The sequence below is a fragment of the Paraburkholderia tropica genome (assembly GCF_014171495.1).
Taxonomy (GTDB): domain Bacteria; phylum Pseudomonadota; class Gammaproteobacteria; order Burkholderiales; family Burkholderiaceae; genus Paraburkholderia; species Paraburkholderia tropica.
On sequence record NZ_CP049134.1, the window covers coordinates 2,519,487 to 2,538,848 of the forward strand.

The window sequence follows — 19,362 nt, forward strand, 5'->3', positions numbered from 1 at the left end:
AACCGCGCGAACCGCGCCGCCGCGTTTCATCGCCGAAACGTTTTCAGCGATTTCGTCCCCGTATGCGCCACAGGGAAAACGTCAGGCCCAGACGGCGCGGCCTTCTGCGGACGATGGCACAGAACTCGCTATATCGAGACCAGGCATCCGGTCGCTTCTCCTCTTGCGACACGCCGCAGATCGCGGCGCGCCGTATCGGGCGAGCGAATGGGCAAACGAATCGCCGCACGCATGACACGCCTGTTATCCGCCGTCCCGCTCGCGGGCTCCGACGATCGGCAAGCAGTCCTGCGTAAATCGACGATTCATGCGCCCCGGACGTCGCGTGTACCGCACGCACCGGCGACACTGCATCGGCCACGAGCGCGATGCACGCCGCCGGCGCGAGGCGGCGTGGGAATGGCGGGGGTCGGCGCGCGCAGCGGTCGTCGAGACAGCATGCACAGCGGCGCGGCGTCAGACACAAAGGCACGAGGAGCGAAGCGCGAACGCGCTATCGCTTCCCGGGAGGAAATCATGAAAAACAGATTTTTTCATCAGTACTGCTATGGGTTCTGCCGCGGCCTCGCGGTGCTCGCCATCGGCGTAGTGGGCGTGAGCGCGCTTCTGCCGGCAGTCGGCGCACACGCGCAGGATAACAACGTGACCGCGCCGACGTGGGTCCTCGTCGCCGATGCGGCGCTGCCGGCAAGCGGCGGCGCGGTGACCGACTCGGGCATGCCCGCCGACGGCATGGCGCCCTTCGGCAACGGCGCGGCCGTCACGAGCGGCGGCAGCGCAGGCACCGGTAGCGCAGATACCAGCAGCAGCGCGGGCAACGCCGGCAGCGCCGCGCCCTCGCCGGGCGTGAGCCAGAGCGCCGATGCGATCGCCGCCGCCGACGCCGCAACGGTCTTCACGCCGAAGAACTGCTACGGCACCAACAGCATGAACGGCAACTGCGGCCAGGGCGGACGCGGCGGCGGCAACAGTTCGTCGGCATCCGCGAGTGCGGGTGGGGCGGGCGGGACGAGTTCGGGCAGCGCGGGCACCGGACGTGGCGGCAGCTCGGGCGTCGGCGGCGCGACCAGCGGGTCGAGCAACTCGGGCGGCGGCAAAGGCGGTGGCGGCAACAACGGTGGCGGCAACAACGGTGGCGGCAACAACGGCGGCGGCAACAACGGCGGCGGCAATAACGGCGGCGGTAACAACGGCGGCGGTAACAACGGCGGCGGCGGTAACAACGGCGGCGGCAATAACGGCGGCGGCTCCAGCGGCTGCGGTTGCGGCAGCGGCCACGGCGGGCCTTCGGGCGGCCATTCAGGCGGACCGTCGGGTGGACCGTCAGGTGGCTTCGGCGGCGGCTTTGGCGGCGGGTTCGGCAAAGGCGGCTTCGGCGGAGGATTCGGAGGCGGATTCGGCAAGGGTGGATCGTCGGGCGGCCCGGGCGGCGGGTACGGCGGCGGCCACGGTGGCGGCCATGGCGGCGGAAGTCATTGAACTCGCACGGCGGTGCAGACGCGCTGCCACAGCCACCCCGAATTGGCGCGACGGCCGGTCGCGCCATTCCAGGCAGCAACGGCGGCGGTCTCCCGGTCCCCCGGCCGGGAGCCGCCGCCGGTGGCCGGAAGCCGTGCACAGCGCGTGTATTCTGGCGACCCGGCCGCGTTTCTCGTGAGCTGTGCCCCTGGACACATCAGCAGGGCACAGCGCCACCCCTCTCCTCCCGTTACAACATCTCCAGCGCGCGCTTGCCGCGCGGCGGCTTGAAGTAGGCATCGAGCGCCGCGAGATCGGTCTCGCCTAGCTTCAGGTCGAGCGCCGCGCGGTTTTCCCGCACATGCTCGATGCGCGCCGCCTTCGGAATCGCACACACGCCGCTCGCACGCAGCACCCAAGCCAGCGCAACCTGCCACACGGATACGCCATGCCCCGCCGCGATATCGTCGAGCGGCGAGCGCTTCGGCAGCCGCGCGTGATCGACCGGGCTGTACGCCATCACCGGCATGCCGCGCGCGAGACTCCACGGCAGCAGATCGAACTCCGGCCCGCGCCGCGCGACGTTGTAGAGAATCTGATTGGCCGCGCACGCCGCGCCGCCGGGCAGCGCGACCAGTTCCTCCATATCGTCGACGTCGAAATTACTCACGCCCCAGTGCCGGATCTTGCCCGCGCGCACGAGCGCCTCGAAGCCCTCGACGGTTTCCTCGAGCGGCACGCCGCCGCGCCAGTGCAACAGATACAGGTCGATGCGATCGGTGCCGAGGCGCGCGAGACTCGCCTCGCAGGCGCGCTCCACGCCGCGCCGGCTCGCATTGTGCGGATACACCTTGCTGACGAGAAACACCTCGTCGCGCAGCCCGCGCAGCGCTTCGCCGACCAGTTCCTCGGTTGCGCCGTCGCCGTACATTTCGGCGGTGTCGATCAGCGTCATGCCGAGCGCGACGCCCTCGCGCAGCGCGGCGATCTCGTCGGCGCGGCGCGACGCGCGCTCGCCCATTTCCCACGTGCCCTGGCCCAGCTTCGCGATGCGCTCGCCGCCGGGCAGCGCGATGCTGGCGATATCGGTGCTCATGTGTTTTCCCCTCGCGATGCCTTGCGTCCAACGCCAGGTTCAGCGCGACGTCCGGCAAAGCGCCCAGTGTATCGCCGCGTGTCGCGACGGGCATGCGCACGCGCGTAACTCCGGCATTACCGCGCGGCGCCGCCTATGTCATAAAATTGCCGTTCGCCTTTCATGCCTGCCTCCCATGAACGCTCCCACGGAAGACCGCTGGCGCGGCCTGCGCCCGGACCCGGACAACGACACGCCGCTGTATCTGCAGCTCGCGCGCAAGCTCAGCGACGCGATCCACGAGAATCGCTGGAACGCCGGCGAGGCGCTGCCGTCCGAGCGCGTGCTCGCCGACGCGCTCGGCGTCTCGCGCATCACCGCGCGCAAAGCCATCGCGCTGCTGGTCGAGCAAGGGTTGATCCGCCGCACGCAAGGCGCGGGCAGCTTCATCACGCCGCGCTACGAAGATCCGCTCTCGCGCCTCACGAGCTTCAGCGAAATGCTGCGCCAGCGCGGTTTCACGCCCAGTTCGCGCTGGCTCTCGCGCGAGATCCAGCCCGCGAGCCGCGACGAGGTGATCCAGCTCGGCCTGTCGCCCGCCGCCGCCGTCACGCGTCTGAAGCGTCTGCGTCTCGCGGACGGCATCGTCATGGCCGTCGAAAACTCCACGTTTCCCGCCGCGCTGATTCCCGATCCGAACGCGATCGGCGACTCGCTCTACAGCTTTCTCGAACAGCGCGGACTGGCGATCGTGCGCGCGCTCCAGCATTTCCGCGCCGTGAACGCGAGCGAGGAAATCGCGCAGCAGATGAGCATCGCGCCCAACGAAGCGCTGCTGCTGATCACGCGCGTGGGCTACACCGCCGATCAGCGCGCCATCGAACTCACCGATACCTACTGCCGCAACGACTATTACGACTTCGTCGCGGAGTTGCGCAAGTAAGCGGCGGCTTGCCTGGGCTCGCCGATGCCTGACGTTGAGCCGATTCACGAGGTCCAGCGCGGCGCATCGGTGCCGATCGGCACGCAGGGCCGCGCATAGAACGCAGGCGTAAGTTCGAGCCGTTCGGCGGGCGCCACGGCGCGTACGCGGCCGAACGGCGTAGCCATTTCTTCCATGCAGTCCGCCACGTCGGCCGCGCTCACCTCGGGCGCGCGCTGGCCGTCGTCGAGCGTGCCCATCGTTTGCAGCCAGCGGCCCGTCTGCGCGAGCGAGACGCGCACGTGCCAGCTGCCGCCCTCTTTCGCGCGGCGCGCGAGCGCGGTCATCGCGGCGAACGCGGCGAGATAACCGGTGGCGTGATCGAGCGCCTGACACGGCAACGGACGCGGACTCGCGAACGGCGCGTGTTGCGACGATGACGCCGACGACGCCACGCTCTCGCTCCAGACGATGCCGCTCGCCGACTGCACGAGGCTGTCGAAGCCGCGCCGCTCGCGCCACGGACCGCGATGCGAATACGCGCAGATCGACACGCAGACGATCCCGGGCCGCTCGCGCGCCAGCGCCTCGGGCGAGAAACCGTGCGCCGCGAGCGCGCCGGGACGATAACCCTGCACGAATACATCGGCGTCGCGCACCAGCGCATGCAGTTGCGCGCGCCGCGCTTCGTCGCGCAGATCGAGCGTGGCCGAACGCTTGCCGCGTCCGTTGTCGATCACGAGCGGCGCGATGTTAGGCAGATGCGGACCGTTGATCAGCAAGACGTCGGCGCCATGATGCGCGAGCGTGCGCCCCGCGACCGGCCCCGCGATGATGCGCGTGAGATCGAGCACGCGCAGGCCGTCGAGCGGACGCGCGCCGGCGGTCCGCAACGCGTCGCGAGCATCGAGGTCCGCGTCGCCGATCCGCTCGATCTCGAACAGCGGCAAGCCCGCCACCGCGCGCGCCTGTTCGTGCGCGGCCCATTCGCGCGGCGTGCGCACGAGCGCGGCGCACAGCCCGGCTTCCGCCAGCGCCGCGTCGAGCGCCGCGCCGTCCCAGTCATTGCGGATCGCGCGCGCCACCTCGTCGCGCGACTCTCCGCAGCCGAGCACGCGCAGGATGCCGTGCAGGTGATGCGCGAAATTCGCGTGCAGCTGAATCCAGCGGCCATCGCGCGTTTCGAAGTAGCCGGTCACCGGATGGCGCAATTCGAACGGCGCGCCGCCATCGACGCTCAGATAGCGCTCGCTGCGAAACGCCGCGAGCGCGCGCCGCACGTCGATCGACACGCGCTGATCGGGTCCGCCGCGCAGCGCATGCAGACGCGCCGCCGCCAGCCCCGCCGCACCGATCGCGGCCGAAGCCAGCGTGCCGACGCGAAACACCGACGGCAAGCCCGGATCGTCGCCGTCGATATCGACGAAATCGAGCGCCGCGGCGGCCGCGCCGTCGTCGGGGTGAGCCAGCATCCAGAGATGATCGAGCGCGTCGCGGGGTGTCATGGCGGGAGTCCTTGTGCGGGAAATCGTTGACGGGAACGCTCCAAGGGTAAAAGCGCGCTGGCATGTCGATCAATCTTGATTATCATGATCAATATAGATCGATTTTTCCGGTTTCCCGACGCCCGCCACCATGTCCAGCTATATGACCGCGGCCGAAGCCGCCGCCGAACTCGGCATCAGCCGCGCCACGCTTTACGCCTATGTGAGCCGCGGGCTGCTCAGTTCCGCGCCCGCAGCGGGCGCAACCGCGCACGCCCCTCAAGCCGACAGCGCCGACGCAGCCGCCGCCAACGCACGCCGCTACGATGCCGCCGAAGTGCGCCGCCTCGCGCGCCGCAAGGCCGACGGCAAGCGCGCGGGCAAAGTCGCGCAGAAAGTGCTGGACTGGGGCGTGCCGGTGCTCGAATCGTCGATCACGCTGATCGCGGGCGGCCGGCTCTTCTATCGCGGCCAGGACGCCGTCGAACTGGCGCGCCACGCCTCGCTCGAAGAAGTCGCCGCGCTGCTGTGGGAATGCACGCCGCGCCGCGTGCTGGATGCGCCCGCCGCGCCCATCGCGGCGGCGCAATGGTCGGCGTGGCTCAAGCTCTGGAGCGGCCACTCGCCGCTCGAACGCGCGCTGGTGCTGCTGCCCGCCGCCGCCGCGCAGATGCCGCGCATCTGGGCGCAAGGCCGCGACGCGCAGCTCGACAATGCCGCCGTCCTCATGCGCCTGCTCGCGGCGGCGCTGATTTCGGCGGCGCCGTCGGGCGAGCCGCTGCATCGGCAGATCGCGCATGCGTGGGGCGTGCGCTCGCGCATCCAGGCCGACCTGCTGCGCGCGGCGCTGGTGCTCTGCGCCGATCACGAATTGAACGCCTCGACCTTCACGGTGCGCTGCATCACCTCGACCGGCACGCATCTGTTCGGCGCGGCGACGGGCGGGCTCGCGGCGCTCGCGGGGCCGCGCCACGGCGGCGAGACGGTGCGCGTCGCGGCGCTGTTCGAAGAAGCCGCGCACGCGGACGATCTGCATCGCTATCTGGCGCAGCGCCTCGCGCCCGACGAACGCGGCGTCACGCCCTCGCTGTCCGGTTTCGGGCATCCGCTCTATCCGGATGGCGATCCGCGCGCGCGACTGCTGCTCGACTGGCTCGCGCAGCGCGCCCCGGCGCGTTCGCCGATGGCGGAAGTCGACCTGCTCGCGCAGGCGGTGATGGAAACCACGGGCGCGCGGCCCACGCTCGATTACGCGCTCGCGGCCATCGAGCGCGTGCTGGCGCTGCCGCGCGGCGCGGCGTTCACGCTGTTCGCGGCCGGTCGCGTGACCGGTTGGATCGCGCACGCGCTCGAACAGAACGCCGATGGCCGCCTGATCCGGCCACGCGCGCGATACGTCGGCGAGCACGTGCCCGCATGAGGCGGGACGCTGGCGTGCGTGTCGTGCGTGTCATGTGCCCCGCCGCTTATTGCGCGGCGCGCGGGCTCCACGGCCAGCGAACCGAGCGCGAACGCAGCGCCTGCGTCACATACGCCGCCAGCCCGCGCGCCTCGCCCGCCCGCGCGACACCTTCGGCGTGCCATTGCGGCGAGCGCGCAGCCGATGCGCCGCCCAGCGCCAGCACGAAACGCGCGCCGTCGCGCCCCGCGCTCAGCCACACGCGCGTGCCCGCCGCGAGCCGGATCGACTCGCCCGCGCGCAGCCAGTAATCGTCGGCGTCGCCGCCCATCGTGAGCCAGAGTTCGCCCTCGCTCACCTGCAGTTGCATCGCCTGCGCGAGCCGCCAGCTTTCAGCGGGCTCGCCGTGCTCCAGTTCGAAAATCCGGATTTCGCGCATTGCCGTGCTCCTTGGGTGCGTTTTGTCGTCGGGCCTGGCTCGAATTCGCCAGATTGATGCCGTTTCCATCACACTGCGAAACGTCTTGAAGCCCCTGCCCGGTTGGAGCATTATTGCCCTCGGCATCTCGCCCACCCATGCACAGTTCCGAACAGTTCGTGCGGAACTGTGCAGTGAAAAAACCGGACACTTGCGCGCAGGCCGCTCATGAAACTCGAACTCGACCGCGCCAGCGACGTCCCGCTCACCGAGCAGATCGTCGCCGGCGTGCAAACGTGGATCCGCTCGCGTTCGGCGCATCCGGGCGCGCGCCTGCCGTCGATCCGCCAGCTCGCCGCCGACTACCGCATCAGCCGCTTTCCGGTGATCGAGGCCTACGACCGCCTCGTCTCGCTCGGTTATCTCGACTCGCGGCATGGTTCGGGCTTCTATGTGAGCGAGCACGCGCGGCTCGGGCTCGCGGGGCTCGGTTCCTGCGATCTCTCGAACGCCGCCGAGGAATCGGGCCATCTGCTCGCGCAACTGAATCTGCCGGGCGAGGCGCTCCAGCTCGACAGCGGCTCGGTGCCGCAAGCATGGCGCGACGTCGACGCCATCGGCCAGGCGATCCGCCACGTCTCGCGCACCGATCCGTCCAGTCTCGTCGACTACGGCTCGCCGCTCGGCGACGCCACGCTGCGCGAGCATCTGCGCAACCGCCTCGCGCCGCTCGGCATCGCCGCCGACACGCAGCAGATCCTCATCACCGAAGGCGCGAGCGAGGGTATCGACCTGCTGATGCGCTATCTGCTCAAGCCCGGCGACACCGTGTTCGTCGAAGATCCCGGCTACTACAACCTGTACGGACTGCTGAAACTGCACGGCGTACGGCTCGTCGGCATCACGCGCACGGCGAGCGGGCCCGATCTCGACCATCTGCACGCGATGCTCGCGCAGCACCGGCCGCGCGCGTTCTTCGTCAACACCGTGTTCCACAATCCGACCGGCACGACGATCTCGCCGCCCGTGGCGTTCCGGCTGCTGCAACTCGCGCGCGAGCACGGCTTCAGCATCGTCGAAGACGATATCTACGCCGATTTCCAGGCCGATCCGACCGACCGGCTCGCGGCGCTCGACCAGTTCGAACGCGTGATTTATGTGGGCGGACTGTCGAAAACGCTGTCGTCCTCGCTGCGCGTGGGGTACGTGGTCGCGAACCCGGCCGTCGTGCGCGATCTCGCCTCGATCAAGGCGCTCACGAGCATCAGCGGTTCGCGCTTCACGCAGGCCGTGGCGGCCACGCTGCTCGAACGCGGCGCGTACCGCAAGTATCTGGAGCGCCTGCGCCGCCGGCTGGGCGAGACGCTCGGCGCGGCCACGCGCTCGCTCGAAGAACACGGCTGGGAGCTGTTCACCGCGCCGTCCGCCGCGCGCGCCGCTCGGACTGTGCAAGCCGTGCAGGCCACCGGCCTCGCGCACACGCAGACGGGCGGCAAGTTCCTGTGGTCGCGCGTGCCGCATATCGACGACTCGGCGCGGCTCGCGGCCTGCGCCGAAGCGTTCGGCGTGAGCGTGTCGGCGGGCAGCCATTTCCGCCCGCACGGCGAGCCGTGTCCGTGGCTGCGCATCAACGCGGCGTTCGCGCTCGATCCACGCGCGCAGGCGTTCTTCGCGGCGGCGGCCAGGCTCGACGCCTAAGCACGCAACCTCGCGGCGGCCGCGCAGCACGCGACGAACGCGGCAATCGCGCCGCCCCTACGCGCGCCGTCGCGCCGCCTTCTCTACAATGGCGGCTGCCAGACACCGCCAGCGCCTCCGCCTTCGCCCATGTCCGACACGTCCACTGCCGCCTCGCCTTCCACGCCGTCCGCCCGCAAGCTCTCCGTGATGCTGTGGCTCGTCGCCACCGGCTTCTTCATGCAGACGCTCGACTCGACCATCGTCAACACGGCGCTGCCCGCGATGGCCGACAGCCTCGGCGAACTGCCCTTGCGCATGCAATCGGTCGTGATCGCCTACTCGCTGACGATGGCGGTGATGATCCCCGTGTCCGGCTGGCTCGCGGACAAGCTCGGCACGCGCCGCGTGTTCATGGGCGCGATCTTCGTGTTCACGATCGGCTCGCTGCTCTGCGCGAGCGCGCACACGCTGAACCAGCTCGTGCTCTCGCGCATCGCGCAGGGCGTGGGCGGCGCGATGCTGCTGCCGGTCGGACGCCTCGCCGTGCTGCGCACCTTTCCCGCCGAACGCTACCTGCCCGCGCTCTCGTTCGTGGCGATCCCGGGCCTGATCGGCCCGCTGATCGGCCCGACGCTCGGCGGCTGGCTCGTGCAGATCGCCTCGTGGCACTGGATCTTCCTGATCAACGTGCCGGTGGGCGTGATCGGCTGCCTGTTCACCTTCATCTTCATGCCCGACAGCCGCAACGCCGACACGCCGAAGTTCGACCTGCCCGGCTATCTGCTGCTGGTCGTCGGCATGGTGACGATCTCGTTCGCGCTCGACGGCCGCTCCGAGCTGGGCATTCCGCAAGCGACCGTGCTGGTGCTGCTGATCGTCTCGCTGGCCGCCTTCGTCGCCTACGGGCTGCACGCGCAACGCTCGCCGCGGCCGATCTTCTCGCTCGATCTGTTCAGGATCCACACCTTCAGCGTGGGGCTGCTCGGCAACCTGTTCGCGCGGATCGGCAGCGGCGCGATGCCGTATCTGATTCCGCTGCTGCTGCAAGTCGCGCTCGGCTACACGCCGTTCGAGGCGGGCCTGATGATGCTGCCGGTCGCGGCGGCGGGCATGTTCTCGAAGCGCCTCGTCACCTATCTGATCACGCGCTACGGCTACCGCCGCGTGCTGGTGATCAACACGGTGCTGGTCGGCCTGATGATGGCGAGCTTCGCGCTCTCGACGCCGCACGAGCCGCTGTGGCTGCGCCTCGTGCAACTGGCCGTGTTCGGCGCCGTCAATTCGATGCAATTCACCGCAATGAACACGCTCACGCTCAAAGACCTCGGCATGGGCGGCGCGAGCAGCGGCAACAGCCTGTTCTCGCTCGTGCAGATGCTCTCGATGAGCCTCGGCGTGACGGTCGCGGGCGCGCTGCTCACGACCTTCACGGGGCTGATCGCGCACATGACCGCGTCCAACGTGATTCCGGCGTTCCACGCCACGTTCGTGTGCGTGGGCATCATCACGGCGTGCTCGTCGTGGATCTTCGGCCAGCTCTCCGACGACGTGCGCCACGCCGCGAAAAAGACCGATCCGTCCGAGCGCACCTGAGCGGCGAAAGTCGGGCGAACGCGCGGCGATGGCTCGCGCGTTCGCGGCCTGAAAACACCGCCTGAAAAACCCGCCTGAAACCCCGCTCAAATCCGCTACGGAAAAACCCGCGACCGCCGCGCACCAGGCCGGTGCACGACGCGCTCCGCGCGGTGCGCGCATTGGCCGCAAAGGCGCGTCGCCAGTGCCTGAGCGGCCGCCACAACGTCCTCGCCGACTATCCGTAAAACGCCGATATCCCGTGCGCATGGCCCGACCGGCTGTGTGTCGGGACTCGCATACTTTTTGCACGGCTATCCTGTAATGTAAACTTGACGTTCGCGCGCGCGGTCCTGTGCCGGCCAAGGCGCGCGTCACCCAGGCCTATGAACAGCATGATCGACCTCGATCCCCCCGGCTATCAGTCGCGACCCGTCGCGGGCGAAGAAGGCGCCCGGCGCACCGTACTCTACGGCGGATACACCGTGTTCAGCGTGTTCCAGCCGGTGTTTTCGGTCGCCCACCGCCGCGCGATCGGCTATCACGCGTCGCTGCGCGCGCACGACGAGCACGGCCAGCAGGTGCCGTCGCAGGAAGTGTTCACGCAGGCCGCGCGCCGCGGCGATCTGCTCGAACTGGGACGGCTCGCGGAATCGCTGCATCTGGGCAACTTCAACGCCTTCGACTCGCACGACGAATGGCTCTTCCTGAGCCTGCACCCCGCCGCGCTAATGGACACGAGCTACGGCGACGCCCTGCTCGCCGGCATCAAGGCGCTCGGGCTGCAACCGCAGCGCGTGGTGCTGGAAGTATCGGAACAGGCGGGCGGCGAGAACTCGCGTTTCGCGGAGATCATCGACGGGCTGCGCAAGGCGGGGTTCGTGATCGCGCTCGACGGCTTCGGCGCCAAGCATTCGAACATCGACCGTGTCTGGCAGCTACGTCCCGACATCGTCACGCTCGACCGCAGCCTGCTCGCACAGGCGAGCCGCCACGCACACATCGAGCGCGTACTGCCGGGGCTGGTGTCGATGCTGCACGAGTCCGGCCAACTGGTGCTGGTCGGCGGACTCTCGACCGAGCGCGATGCGCTGATCGCGCTGGAAAGCAACGCCGATTTCGTGCAGGGCGCGTACTTCGCGCGGCCCGACGTCGAACCCGTGCCGCCCGTCACGGCGGCGCGTCTGATGGACGATCTGTCGGCGCGTCTGCGCGAGCGCGTGAGCGCGCGCGAGCGGGCGCAGTCGGCGCGCCTCGCGCCGTACGTGAGCGCGCTGCAGGCGGCTGCGGCCCAACTGGCCGCGGACGCCAGCATGAGCGACGCCACGCTGCCGCTGCTCGGTCTCGGCGAGACGGCGCGCTGCTTCCTGCTGGACGCCTCGGGCCGCCAGATCGGCGACAACGTGCTGCCCGACGGCCGCACCTCGCAGCGCGCCAAGCGCTTCCGTCCGCTGCTGCATTCGGAGGGCGCGAGCTGGGAGCGCCGGCCCTACTTCATCGCCGCGATGAAAGCGCCCGGCAGCGTGCAGTTCACGCCGCCCTATCTGTCGATCAACGAGGCGCACCTGTGCGTGACCGCCTCGATCGCCGCGCAGACGTCGCAGGGCTTGCAGGTGCTCTGCGTCGACATCAACTGGGAAGCCGCACAGCGCGTCTAGGCGATGGCGAGCGGGCGCGCGATCAACGTCGGCCCTTCCTGCATCGACGATGACACCGATGACGCCGCCGCGAGCGTTTGCGCCGCGCGCATGCTGGCGTGCAGATGCATCTGCATCGATATCGACGCTCCGTTCGCCATGAAACGCGCCAGCAGCGTGCGAACGGCCTGCGCGCCGTAAGTCTGGAAATCGCGATTGGCCGCGCTGAAGTCCGCGCCCCGCGCCGCCACACACACGACCGGCGTGGCCCGTCCGTTCTCGTCCTCCCGCACATGCAGCCACGCCGCCAGCGCGCCGTCGTGCGCGACCAGCGCGACGCCCGGCGCGCCATCGAGCACGAGCGTTTCGGCGTGCAGCGCGCGCACCTCCGTCGCCTCGGCGGCCTGCGTGAGCGCGGTCGCGGTCACGCCAAGCAGATCCAGCAAGCCCGCGCGATCCTGCGCGTGCAGCATCTCGCGCAAGCGGTCGACCGCGAGCGCGTGACGCGCCGTATCGGCGGGCGCGGACTGCGGCGCCTGCACGCGCGCGAGTCGAACGCGCGCACGATGGACGATCTGGCGGCAATGCGCGAGGGCGCAGCCCGTCAGCGCCGCGATCTCCGCGTAGTCGCAGTCGAACGCCTCGCGCAGCACGAACACCACTTGTTCGAGCGGCCCAAGCCGGTCGAGCATCAGCAACAGTCCATCCGAGAGACGCGCCGCGCGCAGCCCGGTTTCCTCGGCGGACGGCGCCGTATCGTCGAGCCAGGGCGCCAGCCAGGCCGCGTCGCGCTCGCCCGCGCGCTCGCGGCGCAGCTTGCGCAGCCGGTCGATGGCGAGACGCACCGTCACTGTGGCGAGCCACGCCTGCGGCGTGCGGACCGCCGCGGCGTCGCCGGCGCGCCAGCGGAACCAGGCGTCCTGCACCACGTCCTCGGCCTCCGCACGGCTGCCGAGCACGCGCGCCGCCAACGCCAGCAAGCGCGCCCGCTCCTTCGCGAACACGCCCGCGCGGCGGGCTTCGTTCCAGGTCTCGTTGCTCGGTGCGCCGTCTGATACGGCGCGTATTTCGGCGCCGGCTTCTTCGCTGGCTTCTTCGTGGATTTCGTCGCTCATCTGCGTCATTCGCTCCGCTCCTTCGCGCTCCGGCTTCGCCGTGCTTCCCGCCATCCAGACGACCGGCCACGCGCCGATGTGACAGCCGCACGCAAAAAAATCCTCGTCACGCGCCGCGCGCGGCGCGCGTCTTGTCGACAACGGCGCGCCTCGATGACACCGCCGCGCCGGCCCACTTTTTCCGCGAGGATTTCCATGCAGCCCATCGATTCGCATCATGCAGCAAACGCGCCACGCGCGCTCAATCTCGTGCCGACAGTCATCGAAACGTCGAGCCGCGGCGAGCGCGCCTACGACATCTATTCGCGCCTGCTGCGCGAACGCATCGTGTTTCTCGTCGGGCCGGTCAACGAACAGAGCGCGAGCGTGGTCGTCGCGCAACTGCTGTTTCTCGAAGCCGAGCAGCCCGAAAAAGACATCAGTCTCTACATCAATTCGCCGGGCGGTTCGGTCTACGACGGCATGGCGATCTACGACACGATGCAGTTCATCAAGCCCGATGTGTCCACGCTCTGCACGGGCTTCGCCGCCAGCATGGGCTCGTTTCTGCTCGCGGCGGGCACGCATGGAAAACGCTTCGCACTCCCGAACGCACGCATCATGATCCACCAGCCTTCGGGCGGCGGACAAGGCACGGCGTCCGATATCGAATTGCAGGCACGCGAGGTGATTTTTCAGCGCGAGCGGCTCAACGCGATGCTCGCCGCGAACACGGGCCGCGAACTCGCGCAGATCGAACGCGACACCGACCGCGACAACTTCATGTCGGCGCAGGCGGCAGCCGATTACGGCCTGATCGACCGCGTGATCGCCTCGCGCGACCAGCAAGTGCCGCGCTGATCGACGCGCTGATCGACGCGCATTACGACACCAGTCGCTGCGCGAGCCACGCGGCGATCACGCCTTTGTATTCGGCGACCAGCAGCTTGCGGTCCTTTGGTTTGGCCGCCGCGTAAAGCGGGTTGAGGCTCTTGATGACCTGCAGCATGACCTCGGCGATGCGATACGCCTCGTCGGACGAAAGATCGGCATTATAGCGGCGAAACAGCCCGGCAAAACGCTGACGCAGCTTGTTGCGCGCGGCGTCGTCGCGACGAAAGCCGAGCGGCACCGACAGCAGCGGCAGGTAGGCCGGAAACGAAGTCATCAGATCGACCATCATGTCGAAAAGCCGCTCGGCCAGTTGCGCGAGCGGCAATTCGGCTTCCGCCTGTTCCTCGATGAGCGCGGTCCAGCGCGCGTCCATGTCGTCGCCGTAACGCAGGCGCAAGGCAAGCGCGAGCGCTTCCTTGTTCGGAAAGTACTGATATGCCGCGCCGATCGACACGCCGGCCTGCTGCGCGATCTGCGTCATGGTGGCCGCCTCGAAGCCGCGTTCGGCGAACGCGTCGGCCGCCGCCTCGAGCAGCGCATCTACGGTGCGCGCCGCGCGCTCCTGACGCGGCACGCGCCGTGTCCCCTCTTTTTTCAGGTCTTCCGCCATATCTGAGGCCATCCTCATATTCGTGTATCATATGTGAGTCCATCCTCACATATTGGTGTCCCATGACGCAAGCCCTTTCTCTCGACCCGCGCAAGACTGCGCTCGTGATGATCGATCTCCAGCACGGCATCGTGAGCCGCGCGGTCGCGCCCCACAGCGGCGCCCAGGTGGTCGAAAAAGCCAAGGTTCTCGCCGACGCGCTACGCGCGCAAGGCGGCACGGTGGTCTGGGTGCACGTGCTGCTCAACGAACTGCTGGCGCTGCCCGCCGACAACTCGATGCACAAGCCGGGCACGCCGCCCGCGCCGGCCATCGCGTCCGAACTCGTGCCCGAGATCGGCCAGCAGGACGGCGACGTGGTGATCGCCAAGCGCCAATGGGGCGCGTTCCACGGCACCAACCTCGAACAGCAGCTGCGTCGCCGCGGCATCGACACGATCGTGCTGGGCGGCATCGCCACCAACTTCGGCGTCGAGTCCACCGCGCGCGCGGCCTTCGATCAGGGCTTCAAGCTCGTGTTCGTCGAAGACGCCACGTCGGGCCTGAACGAAGAAATGCACCGCTTCTCGTTCGAAAAACTGTTCGGCTTCATGGGCCACGTGCGCACGACGCAGGAAACCATCGCCGCGATGACGGGCGCATAAGGCCCACGTCTGGCCACGTCCGGCACGCGCAAACAAAAAAGCCCTCGATGCGAATCGAGGGCTTTTTTTGTGCCGTTCTGCGCGAACGGCACGGGAACCAACGTGGGCGCTGGCCTTATGCGAAGTTCTTCGCAGCGAAGTCCCAGTTCACGATGTTCCAGAACGCTTCGACGAACTTCGGACGTGCGTTGCGGTAGTCGATGTAGTAAGCGTGTTCCCACACGTCGATCGTGATCAGCGCGGTTGCGTCGGTCGTGAGCGGCGTAGCGGCGTTGCTGGTCGACACGATGTCGAGCGAGCCGTCTGCCTTCTTCACAAGCCACGTCCAGCCCGAACCGAAGTTGCCGACTGCAGCCTTCGTGAAGGCTTCCTTGAACGCGTCGTAGGAGCCCCACTTCGCGTTGATGGCGTCGCCGAGCGCGCCCGTCGGTGCGCCGCCGCCCTGGGGCGACAGGCTGTTCCAGAAGAACGTGTGATTCCAGATCTGAGCCGCGTTGTTGAACACGCCGCCCGACGACTTCTTGACGATCTCTTCGAGCGAGAGCTTTTCGAACTCGGTGCCCGGGATCAGGTTGTTCAGGTTCGTGACGTAAGCCTGGTGATGCTTGCCGTAGTGGTATTCAAGCGTCTCTTCCGACATGGTCGGTGCGAGGGCGTTCTTCGCGAACGGCAGCGGCGGGAGCGTAAATGACATGATGCGGTTCCTTCGTCGTGTTATGGGGAGTTCTGCGTAATAACCGGCATGGAGCACTCGATTGTAGGCGAGTTGGAATAACCCCGCAAACGAGCGGACATTATGCCGAACATCGGCTGCACAAGGCTTTCAAGGGCTTTCGCGCATAGCGAGCACACCTCGCGCGCACCTGCGCGGACGACGCGGCTCCCCGGTTCGGAAGCGTCGCGCGACATGAGCGGATGCGCTGCTCATCCGCACGAACAGGGCGTTGCGGCATCGTCGGCGCAGGCTGCGGTTTGCTGTCTGCAAGCGCTTGTGACGTTTGACGAACATCCTTCGCGCACCGCATGCGCCGACCCGCCTGTTCGCGCAAGCTGCGCGCCTGGATCCTCGATCCTTCCGATCAATTACCCAGAATCACGCGCAATCACACGCACACTCGCGCGCCGGCGGCCCAGCGTGAGTCGTTCAGAAACCTTCAGCGAGACGCGGCTGCACGTCGGCGAGCGCGACATCGGCGCTGCCCTGCGCGAGATGCACGGTGAGCCGTTTGCCCGGTTTGAGCGCGGCGGGCGCGAGCACGGCCGCGCCGCTTTGCGCGTCGAGCACCGCCGCATAGCCACGCTCCAGCGTGCGCTGGGGGCTCAGCACTTCGAGACGCGCCGCGAGTTCGGACACGCGCGCCGACGCCCGCTCGCGCTCGCGTGCGAACGCGCCGTCGAGACGGCGCGCCAGCATGTCGAGCCGCGCGCGATGCGCAGCCGGATCGGGCCGCGTGCGCTGCCAGCGCATCTGCACGACGTTGAAACTCGCGCGCGCCTGCGCCGTTGCGCGCGAACCCGCCGACGCGAGCCGGATCGACAACTGGCGCAAATGCGTGCGCTGCTGCGCAAGCCGCTCGCCGGGCGAGACGAGACGCCGCGCGAGCCAGTCGAGTTGCTGCGCGCGGCGCTCCATCAAGCGGCCGAAGCCGCGCGCGAGCGTGGCATGGCGCTGATCGAGTTCACGCAGCAGCAGCACGCGCTGCGGGCTCACGAGTTCGGCGGCGGCCGTGGGCGTGGGCGCGCGCACGTCGGCGGCGAAATCGGCGATCGTGAAATCGGTTTCGTGACCCACGCCGCTCACCACGGGAATCGCGCTCGCGGCGATGGCGCGCGCGAGCGTCTCGTCGTTGAACGACCAGAGATCCTCGATCGAGCCGCCGCCACGGCATAGCACGATCACGTCGACTTCGTTGCGCGCGTTCGCGGCGTCGAGCATCGCGGTGAGCTTTTCCGCCGATCCCGCGCCCTGCACCGGCGCCGGATAGACGATCACCGGCACGTGCGGCGCACGGCGGCACAGCGTGGTGAGCACGTCGCGCAGCGCGGCGGCCTGCATCGACGTGATGACGCCGATTGCGCGCGGATGCGTGGGCAAGTCGCGCTTGCGGTCGGCATCGAAAAGACCTTCGGCTTCGAGCTGCGCCTTCAGGCGCAAGAACGCTTCGTACAGCCGCCCCTGCCCCGTGCGCCGGACCGCCTCGACATTCAGTTGCAGCTCGCCGCGCGGCTCGTACATCGTGACGAGCGCGCGCACCTCGATGCGGTCGCCTTCGCGCGGCGTGAATTCGGCGTATTGCGCGCGTCCGCGGAACATCACGCAGCGGATCTGCGCCTGCGCGTCCTTGATCGAGAAGTACCAGTGGCCGCTCGCGGCGCGCGTGAAGTTCGACACTTCGCCCGAAATCCAGGCGAGCGGAAACGAGCGCTCGAGCATCGAGGCGATGGCGCGATTGAGCGCCGAAACCGGGACGACGACGTCGCCGCCCGCAGCGGAGGAAAAACGATCGGATGGCATACGCGAAGGTGAATGAGCAGCAAGAAAAACCACTGCCGGGGCAGCAAGCATAGCGGCTGCGCGGACCCGGCGCGCGCAGGCGCGCATCGAGCCCCGTCGAGCGGGCCGGCGGACAGACGATAGACCGTGACGGGGGCCGCAGTCCAGCAGGAAACGCTCCCAGCGTACAAGGGCCGCGAAGTGTCCACATCGACGCGGTCGGGCGACGTGGCCGCAGCGACGCCCTTCGAAACCCGGGTGAAATCATTCATCCCATTGATTTATATGGATTTTTTATAACCCAAATACCGGCTCACACCGATAAGATGGCCGTCAAACGGGCCTTCGAGGCCGCGCGCAGGGCATTTCTCCACAAAGTTATCCACAAGCGCCGAATGCGCCGTTTTTTGCAATGCCGACGCCTTGCGCCGCGCCGCGTCCGGCCGCCTCCCAACTTGCCGCGTGGCGGCCTCCCGCGCTAGAGTGCCGGGTTCACGGCGCCCCTCCGCGGTCCGTTGCGGCGCGGCCGTTGTTGCGTGGATGTTGCGTGGATGTTGCACCGTTGGTCGTGCCCGTCGTCCGCGACGCCGCCGTTATCGTTTGTTTTGCCGTTGTTTTGCCGTTTTGCAATTTTTCCCCGCCGGGCGCCTGGATTGACGCGCTCGCGCCGAACCGGAGATCCGTCCCGATGCCAGCCTCGTTCACCTGCCCGCCGCACGCGCACGGCGCCGTCCGGCCCGCCAGCGGCTGCGCGCGCTCATGAGCGGCCCGTTCGCCGATCTGAAGGCGCGCGTCGAGACGGATCTCGCGCAAGCCTGGCAACATCGCGGCAAGCTCGCCTGGGCGCTCACGCCGCTGGCCGCCGTCTTCGCCGCCGTGAGCGGCGCGCGCCGCGCGGCCTTCGCGGCCGGCTGGCTCAAGCGCGTGCGCGTGGGCGTGCCGGTCGTGGTGGTCGGCAACGTGACGGTGGGGGGCACCGGCAAGACGCCCACGGTGATCGCGCTCGTCGAGGCGCTGCGCGCCGCCGGCTACACGCCTGGCGTGGTGTCGCGCGGCTACGGCGCGAAAATCGACCGCCCGACGCCCGTGAACGCCGACACGCCCGCCCGTGCCTGCGGCGACGAACCGCTGCTGATCGCGCGCCGCACCGGCGTGCCGGTGTGGGTGTCGCCGGACCGCGTCGGCGCCGCCCAGGCGCTGTGCACCGCGCACGCCGACGTCGACGTGATCGTCAGCGACGACGGCCTGCAGCATTACCGCCTCGCGCGCGACTTCGAACTCGTGGTGTTCGACCATCGCCTCGGCGGCAACGGTTTCCTGCTGCCCGCCGGGCCGCTGCGCGAACCGCTCTCGCGCCACCGCGACGCCACGCTCGTCAACAATCCGTTCACGCGCACGCTGCCCGACTGGCCCAACACCTTCGCGCTCAAGCTCGAACCAGGCGACGCGTGGCATCTGGCCAATCCGGGCCTGCGCCGTCCGCTCGCCCAATTCGCGCAAGTGGCCGGCCAGCCGCCGCTGCGGCTTGTCGCGGCGGCCGGCATCGGCTCGCCCGAGCGCTTTTTCGCGACGCTGCGCGCGGCCGGTCTCGCCCCGCACACGCTGCCGCTGCCCGATCATTACGACTACGCGAGCAACCCGTTCGCCGACGTCGCCGCCGACGCGATCCTGGTCACCGAAAAGGATGCAGTAAAATTGGGGGCCTGGAACGACGCGCGCATCTGGGTTGTACCCGTGGAAGCCGCGCTCGATCATCGTCTTATTACCCTGGTTGTGGAGAAACTCCGTGGACGCCCGTCTGCTTGAAATCCTGGTCTGCCCGATCTGCAAGGGCCCGCTCAGCTACGACCGCGCCGCGCAGGAGTTGATCTGCAGCGCCGACAAGCTTGCCTATCCGATCCGCGACGGCATCCCCGTCATGCTCGTCGACGAGGCGCGCCAGACCGTCGAAGGCACGCCCGTCGATCCGAACGCGGCCTGA

At 68.7% G+C, this 19,362-nt stretch carries 17 protein-coding genes; 10 read left to right on the forward strand and 7 right to left on the reverse strand.

From position 1 onward, the window contains the following. Nucleotides 1-516 precede the first annotated feature (516 nt). The gene (locus G5S35_RS11355; RefSeq protein WP_183038309.1) at nt 517-1,479 is read left to right on the forward strand and encodes a hypothetical protein; all 963 of its coding nucleotides are present in this window, start codon (nt 517-519) and stop codon (nt 1,477-1,479) included. Nucleotides 1,480-1,708: 229 nt separating this feature from the next. Here G5S35_RS11355 and G5S35_RS11360 read toward each other — a convergent pair whose 3' ends face one another. Then, nucleotides 1,709-2,554 carry an aldo/keto reductase gene (locus tag G5S35_RS11360; protein WP_065065211.1) on the reverse strand — a complete coding sequence of 282 codons (846 nt, stop codon included), beginning with the start codon at nt 2,552-2,554 and terminating at the stop codon, nt 1,709-1,711. Nucleotides 2,555-2,729: 175 nt separating this feature from the next. Between G5S35_RS11360 and G5S35_RS11365 the strand changes: the two genes are divergently transcribed. After that, nucleotides 2,730-3,476: a GntR family transcriptional regulator gene (locus G5S35_RS11365; protein ID WP_074986242.1), complete on the forward strand. Its 747-nt coding sequence runs from the start codon at nt 2,730-2,732 to the stop codon at nt 3,474-3,476. Nucleotides 3,477-3,520: 44 nt separating this feature from the next. On the opposite strand, the gene G5S35_RS11370 is transcribed toward G5S35_RS11365, so the two are convergent. Further along, nucleotides 3,521-4,960, reverse strand: coding sequence for a CoA transferase (locus G5S35_RS11370; RefSeq protein ID WP_183038310.1), 1,440 nt, complete (start codon nt 4,958-4,960; stop codon nt 3,521-3,523). 130 nt (nt 4,961-5,090) lie between these two features. Here G5S35_RS11370 and G5S35_RS11375 point away from each other — a divergent pair, with 130 nt between their 5' ends. Further along, the gene (locus G5S35_RS11375) at nt 5,091-6,359 is read left to right on the forward strand and encodes a citrate synthase family protein (protein ID WP_074986245.1); all 1,269 of its coding nucleotides are present in this window, start codon (nt 5,091-5,093) and stop codon (nt 6,357-6,359) included. Nucleotides 6,360-6,405: 46 nt separating this feature from the next. On the opposite strand, the gene G5S35_RS11380 is transcribed toward G5S35_RS11375, so the two are convergent. After that, the gene (locus tag G5S35_RS11380; RefSeq protein WP_074986247.1) at nt 6,406-6,777 is read right to left on the reverse strand and encodes a DUF2917 domain-containing protein; all 372 of its coding nucleotides are present in this window, start codon (nt 6,775-6,777) and stop codon (nt 6,406-6,408) included. A 207-nt stretch (nt 6,778-6,984) separates the two neighbouring features. Between G5S35_RS11380 and G5S35_RS11385 the strand changes: the two genes are divergently transcribed. From G5S35_RS11385 to G5S35_RS11395, 3 genes are all read left to right on the forward strand, one after another. Then, nucleotides 6,985-8,454, forward strand: coding sequence for an aminotransferase-like domain-containing protein (locus tag G5S35_RS11385; RefSeq protein ID WP_074986249.1), 1,470 nt, complete (start codon nt 6,985-6,987; stop codon nt 8,452-8,454). 129 nt (nt 8,455-8,583) lie between these two features. After that, the gene (gene mdtD, locus G5S35_RS11390) at nt 8,584-10,029 is read left to right on the forward strand and encodes a multidrug transporter subunit MdtD (protein WP_183038311.1); all 1,446 of its coding nucleotides are present in this window, start codon (nt 8,584-8,586) and stop codon (nt 10,027-10,029) included. Nucleotides 10,030-10,394: 365 nt separating this feature from the next. Beyond that, entirely contained in the window at nt 10,395-11,666 is a 1,272-nt protein-coding gene (locus tag G5S35_RS11395; protein ID WP_183038312.1) for an EAL domain-containing protein, read from the forward strand. Here G5S35_RS11395 and G5S35_RS11400 read toward each other — a convergent pair. Next, entirely contained in the window at nt 11,663-12,769 is a 1,107-nt protein-coding gene (locus G5S35_RS11400; protein WP_237181286.1) for a sigma-70 family RNA polymerase sigma factor, read from the reverse strand. The two genes, G5S35_RS11395 and G5S35_RS11400, sit on opposite strands and share 4 nt — an antisense overlap. 186 nt (nt 12,770-12,955) lie before the next feature. Between G5S35_RS11400 and clpP the strand changes: the two genes are divergently transcribed. Then, nucleotides 12,956-13,600: an ATP-dependent Clp endopeptidase proteolytic subunit ClpP gene (gene clpP, locus G5S35_RS11405; RefSeq protein WP_065065220.1), complete on the forward strand. Its 645-nt coding sequence runs from the start codon at nt 12,956-12,958 to the stop codon at nt 13,598-13,600. A gap of 22 nt (nt 13,601-13,622) precedes the next feature. Here the strand turns inward: clpP and G5S35_RS11410 are convergent, their stop codons facing one another. Next, on the reverse strand, nt 13,623-14,255 hold the full coding sequence (locus tag G5S35_RS11410; protein WP_237181287.1) for a TetR/AcrR family transcriptional regulator: 633 nt from the start codon (nt 14,253-14,255) through the stop codon (nt 13,623-13,625). A 50-nt stretch (nt 14,256-14,305) separates the two neighbouring features. Here G5S35_RS11410 and G5S35_RS11415 point away from each other — a divergent pair, with 50 nt between their 5' ends. Continuing rightward, entirely contained in the window at nt 14,306-14,887 is a 582-nt protein-coding gene (locus G5S35_RS11415; protein ID WP_065065222.1) for an isochorismatase family protein, read from the forward strand. Between the two features lie 115 nt (nt 14,888-15,002). On the opposite strand, the gene sodB is transcribed toward G5S35_RS11415, so the two are convergent. Further along, entirely contained in the window at nt 15,003-15,581 is a 579-nt protein-coding gene (gene sodB, locus G5S35_RS11420; RefSeq protein WP_065065223.1) for a superoxide dismutase [Fe], read from the reverse strand. Between the two features lie 450 nt (nt 15,582-16,031). Continuing rightward, nucleotides 16,032-17,402: an exodeoxyribonuclease VII large subunit gene (gene xseA, locus G5S35_RS11425; RefSeq protein ID WP_074986254.1), complete on the reverse strand. Its 1,371-nt coding sequence runs from the start codon at nt 17,400-17,402 to the stop codon at nt 16,032-16,034. A gap of 738 nt (nt 17,403-18,140) precedes the next feature. Here xseA and lpxK point away from each other — a divergent pair. Both lpxK and G5S35_RS11435 read left to right on the forward strand, forming a co-directional pair. Beyond that, a complete protein-coding gene (lpxK, locus tag G5S35_RS11430) occupies nt 18,141-19,187 on the forward strand; it encodes a tetraacyldisaccharide 4'-kinase (RefSeq protein WP_065065226.1) in 1,047 nt (348 codons plus the stop codon). After that, nucleotides 19,168-19,362, forward strand: coding sequence for a Trm112 family protein (locus G5S35_RS11435; protein WP_065065227.1), 195 nt, complete (start codon nt 19,168-19,170; stop codon nt 19,360-19,362). The genes lpxK and G5S35_RS11435 overlap by 20 nt, the downstream gene beginning before the upstream one ends.

Bases quoted from the DNA above. Each gene is read 5' to 3' on its own strand.
- G5S35_RS11410 (WP_237181287.1), bottom strand. From the start codon at position 14,255: ATGGCCTCAGATATGGCGGAAGACCTGAAAAAAGAGGGGACACGGCGC.
- clpP (WP_065065220.1), top strand. From the start codon at position 12,956: ATGCAGCCCATCGATTCGCATCATGCAGCAAACGCGCCACGCGCGCTC.
- G5S35_RS11365 (WP_074986242.1), top strand. From the start codon at position 2,730: ATGAACGCTCCCACGGAAGACCGCTGGCGCGGCCTGCGCCCGGACCCG.
- G5S35_RS11385 (WP_074986249.1), top strand. From the start codon at position 6,985: ATGAAACTCGAACTCGACCGCGCCAGCGACGTCCCGCTCACCGAGCAG.
- sodB (WP_065065223.1), bottom strand. From the start codon at position 15,581: ATGTCATTTACGCTCCCGCCGCTGCCGTTCGCGAAGAACGCCCTCGCA.
- mdtD (WP_183038311.1), top strand. From the start codon at position 8,584: ATGTCCGACACGTCCACTGCCGCCTCGCCTTCCACGCCGTCCGCCCGC.
- G5S35_RS11375 (WP_074986245.1), top strand. From the start codon at position 5,091: ATGTCCAGCTATATGACCGCGGCCGAAGCCGCCGCCGAACTCGGCATC.
- G5S35_RS11395 (WP_183038312.1), top strand. From the start codon at position 10,395: ATGAACAGCATGATCGACCTCGATCCCCCCGGCTATCAGTCGCGACCC.
- G5S35_RS11355 (WP_183038309.1), top strand. From the start codon at position 517: ATGAAAAACAGATTTTTTCATCAGTACTGCTATGGGTTCTGCCGCGGC.
- G5S35_RS11370 (WP_183038310.1), bottom strand. From the start codon at position 4,960: ATGACACCCCGCGACGCGCTCGATCATCTCTGGATGCTGGCTCACCCC.
- G5S35_RS11415 (WP_065065222.1), top strand. From the start codon at position 14,306: ATGACGCAAGCCCTTTCTCTCGACCCGCGCAAGACTGCGCTCGTGATG.
- xseA (WP_074986254.1), bottom strand. From the start codon at position 17,402: ATGCCATCCGATCGTTTTTCCTCCGCTGCGGGCGGCGACGTCGTCGTC.
- G5S35_RS11400 (WP_237181286.1), bottom strand. From the start codon at position 12,769: ATGACGCAGATGAGCGACGAAATCCACGAAGAAGCCAGCGAAGAAGCC.
- G5S35_RS11360 (WP_065065211.1), bottom strand. From the start codon at position 2,554: ATGAGCACCGATATCGCCAGCATCGCGCTGCCCGGCGGCGAGCGCATC.
- lpxK (WP_065065226.1), top strand. From the start codon at position 18,141: ATGAGCGGCCCGTTCGCCGATCTGAAGGCGCGCGTCGAGACGGATCTC.
- G5S35_RS11380 (WP_074986247.1), bottom strand. From the start codon at position 6,777: ATGCGCGAAATCCGGATTTTCGAACTGGAGCACGGCGAGCCCGCTGAA.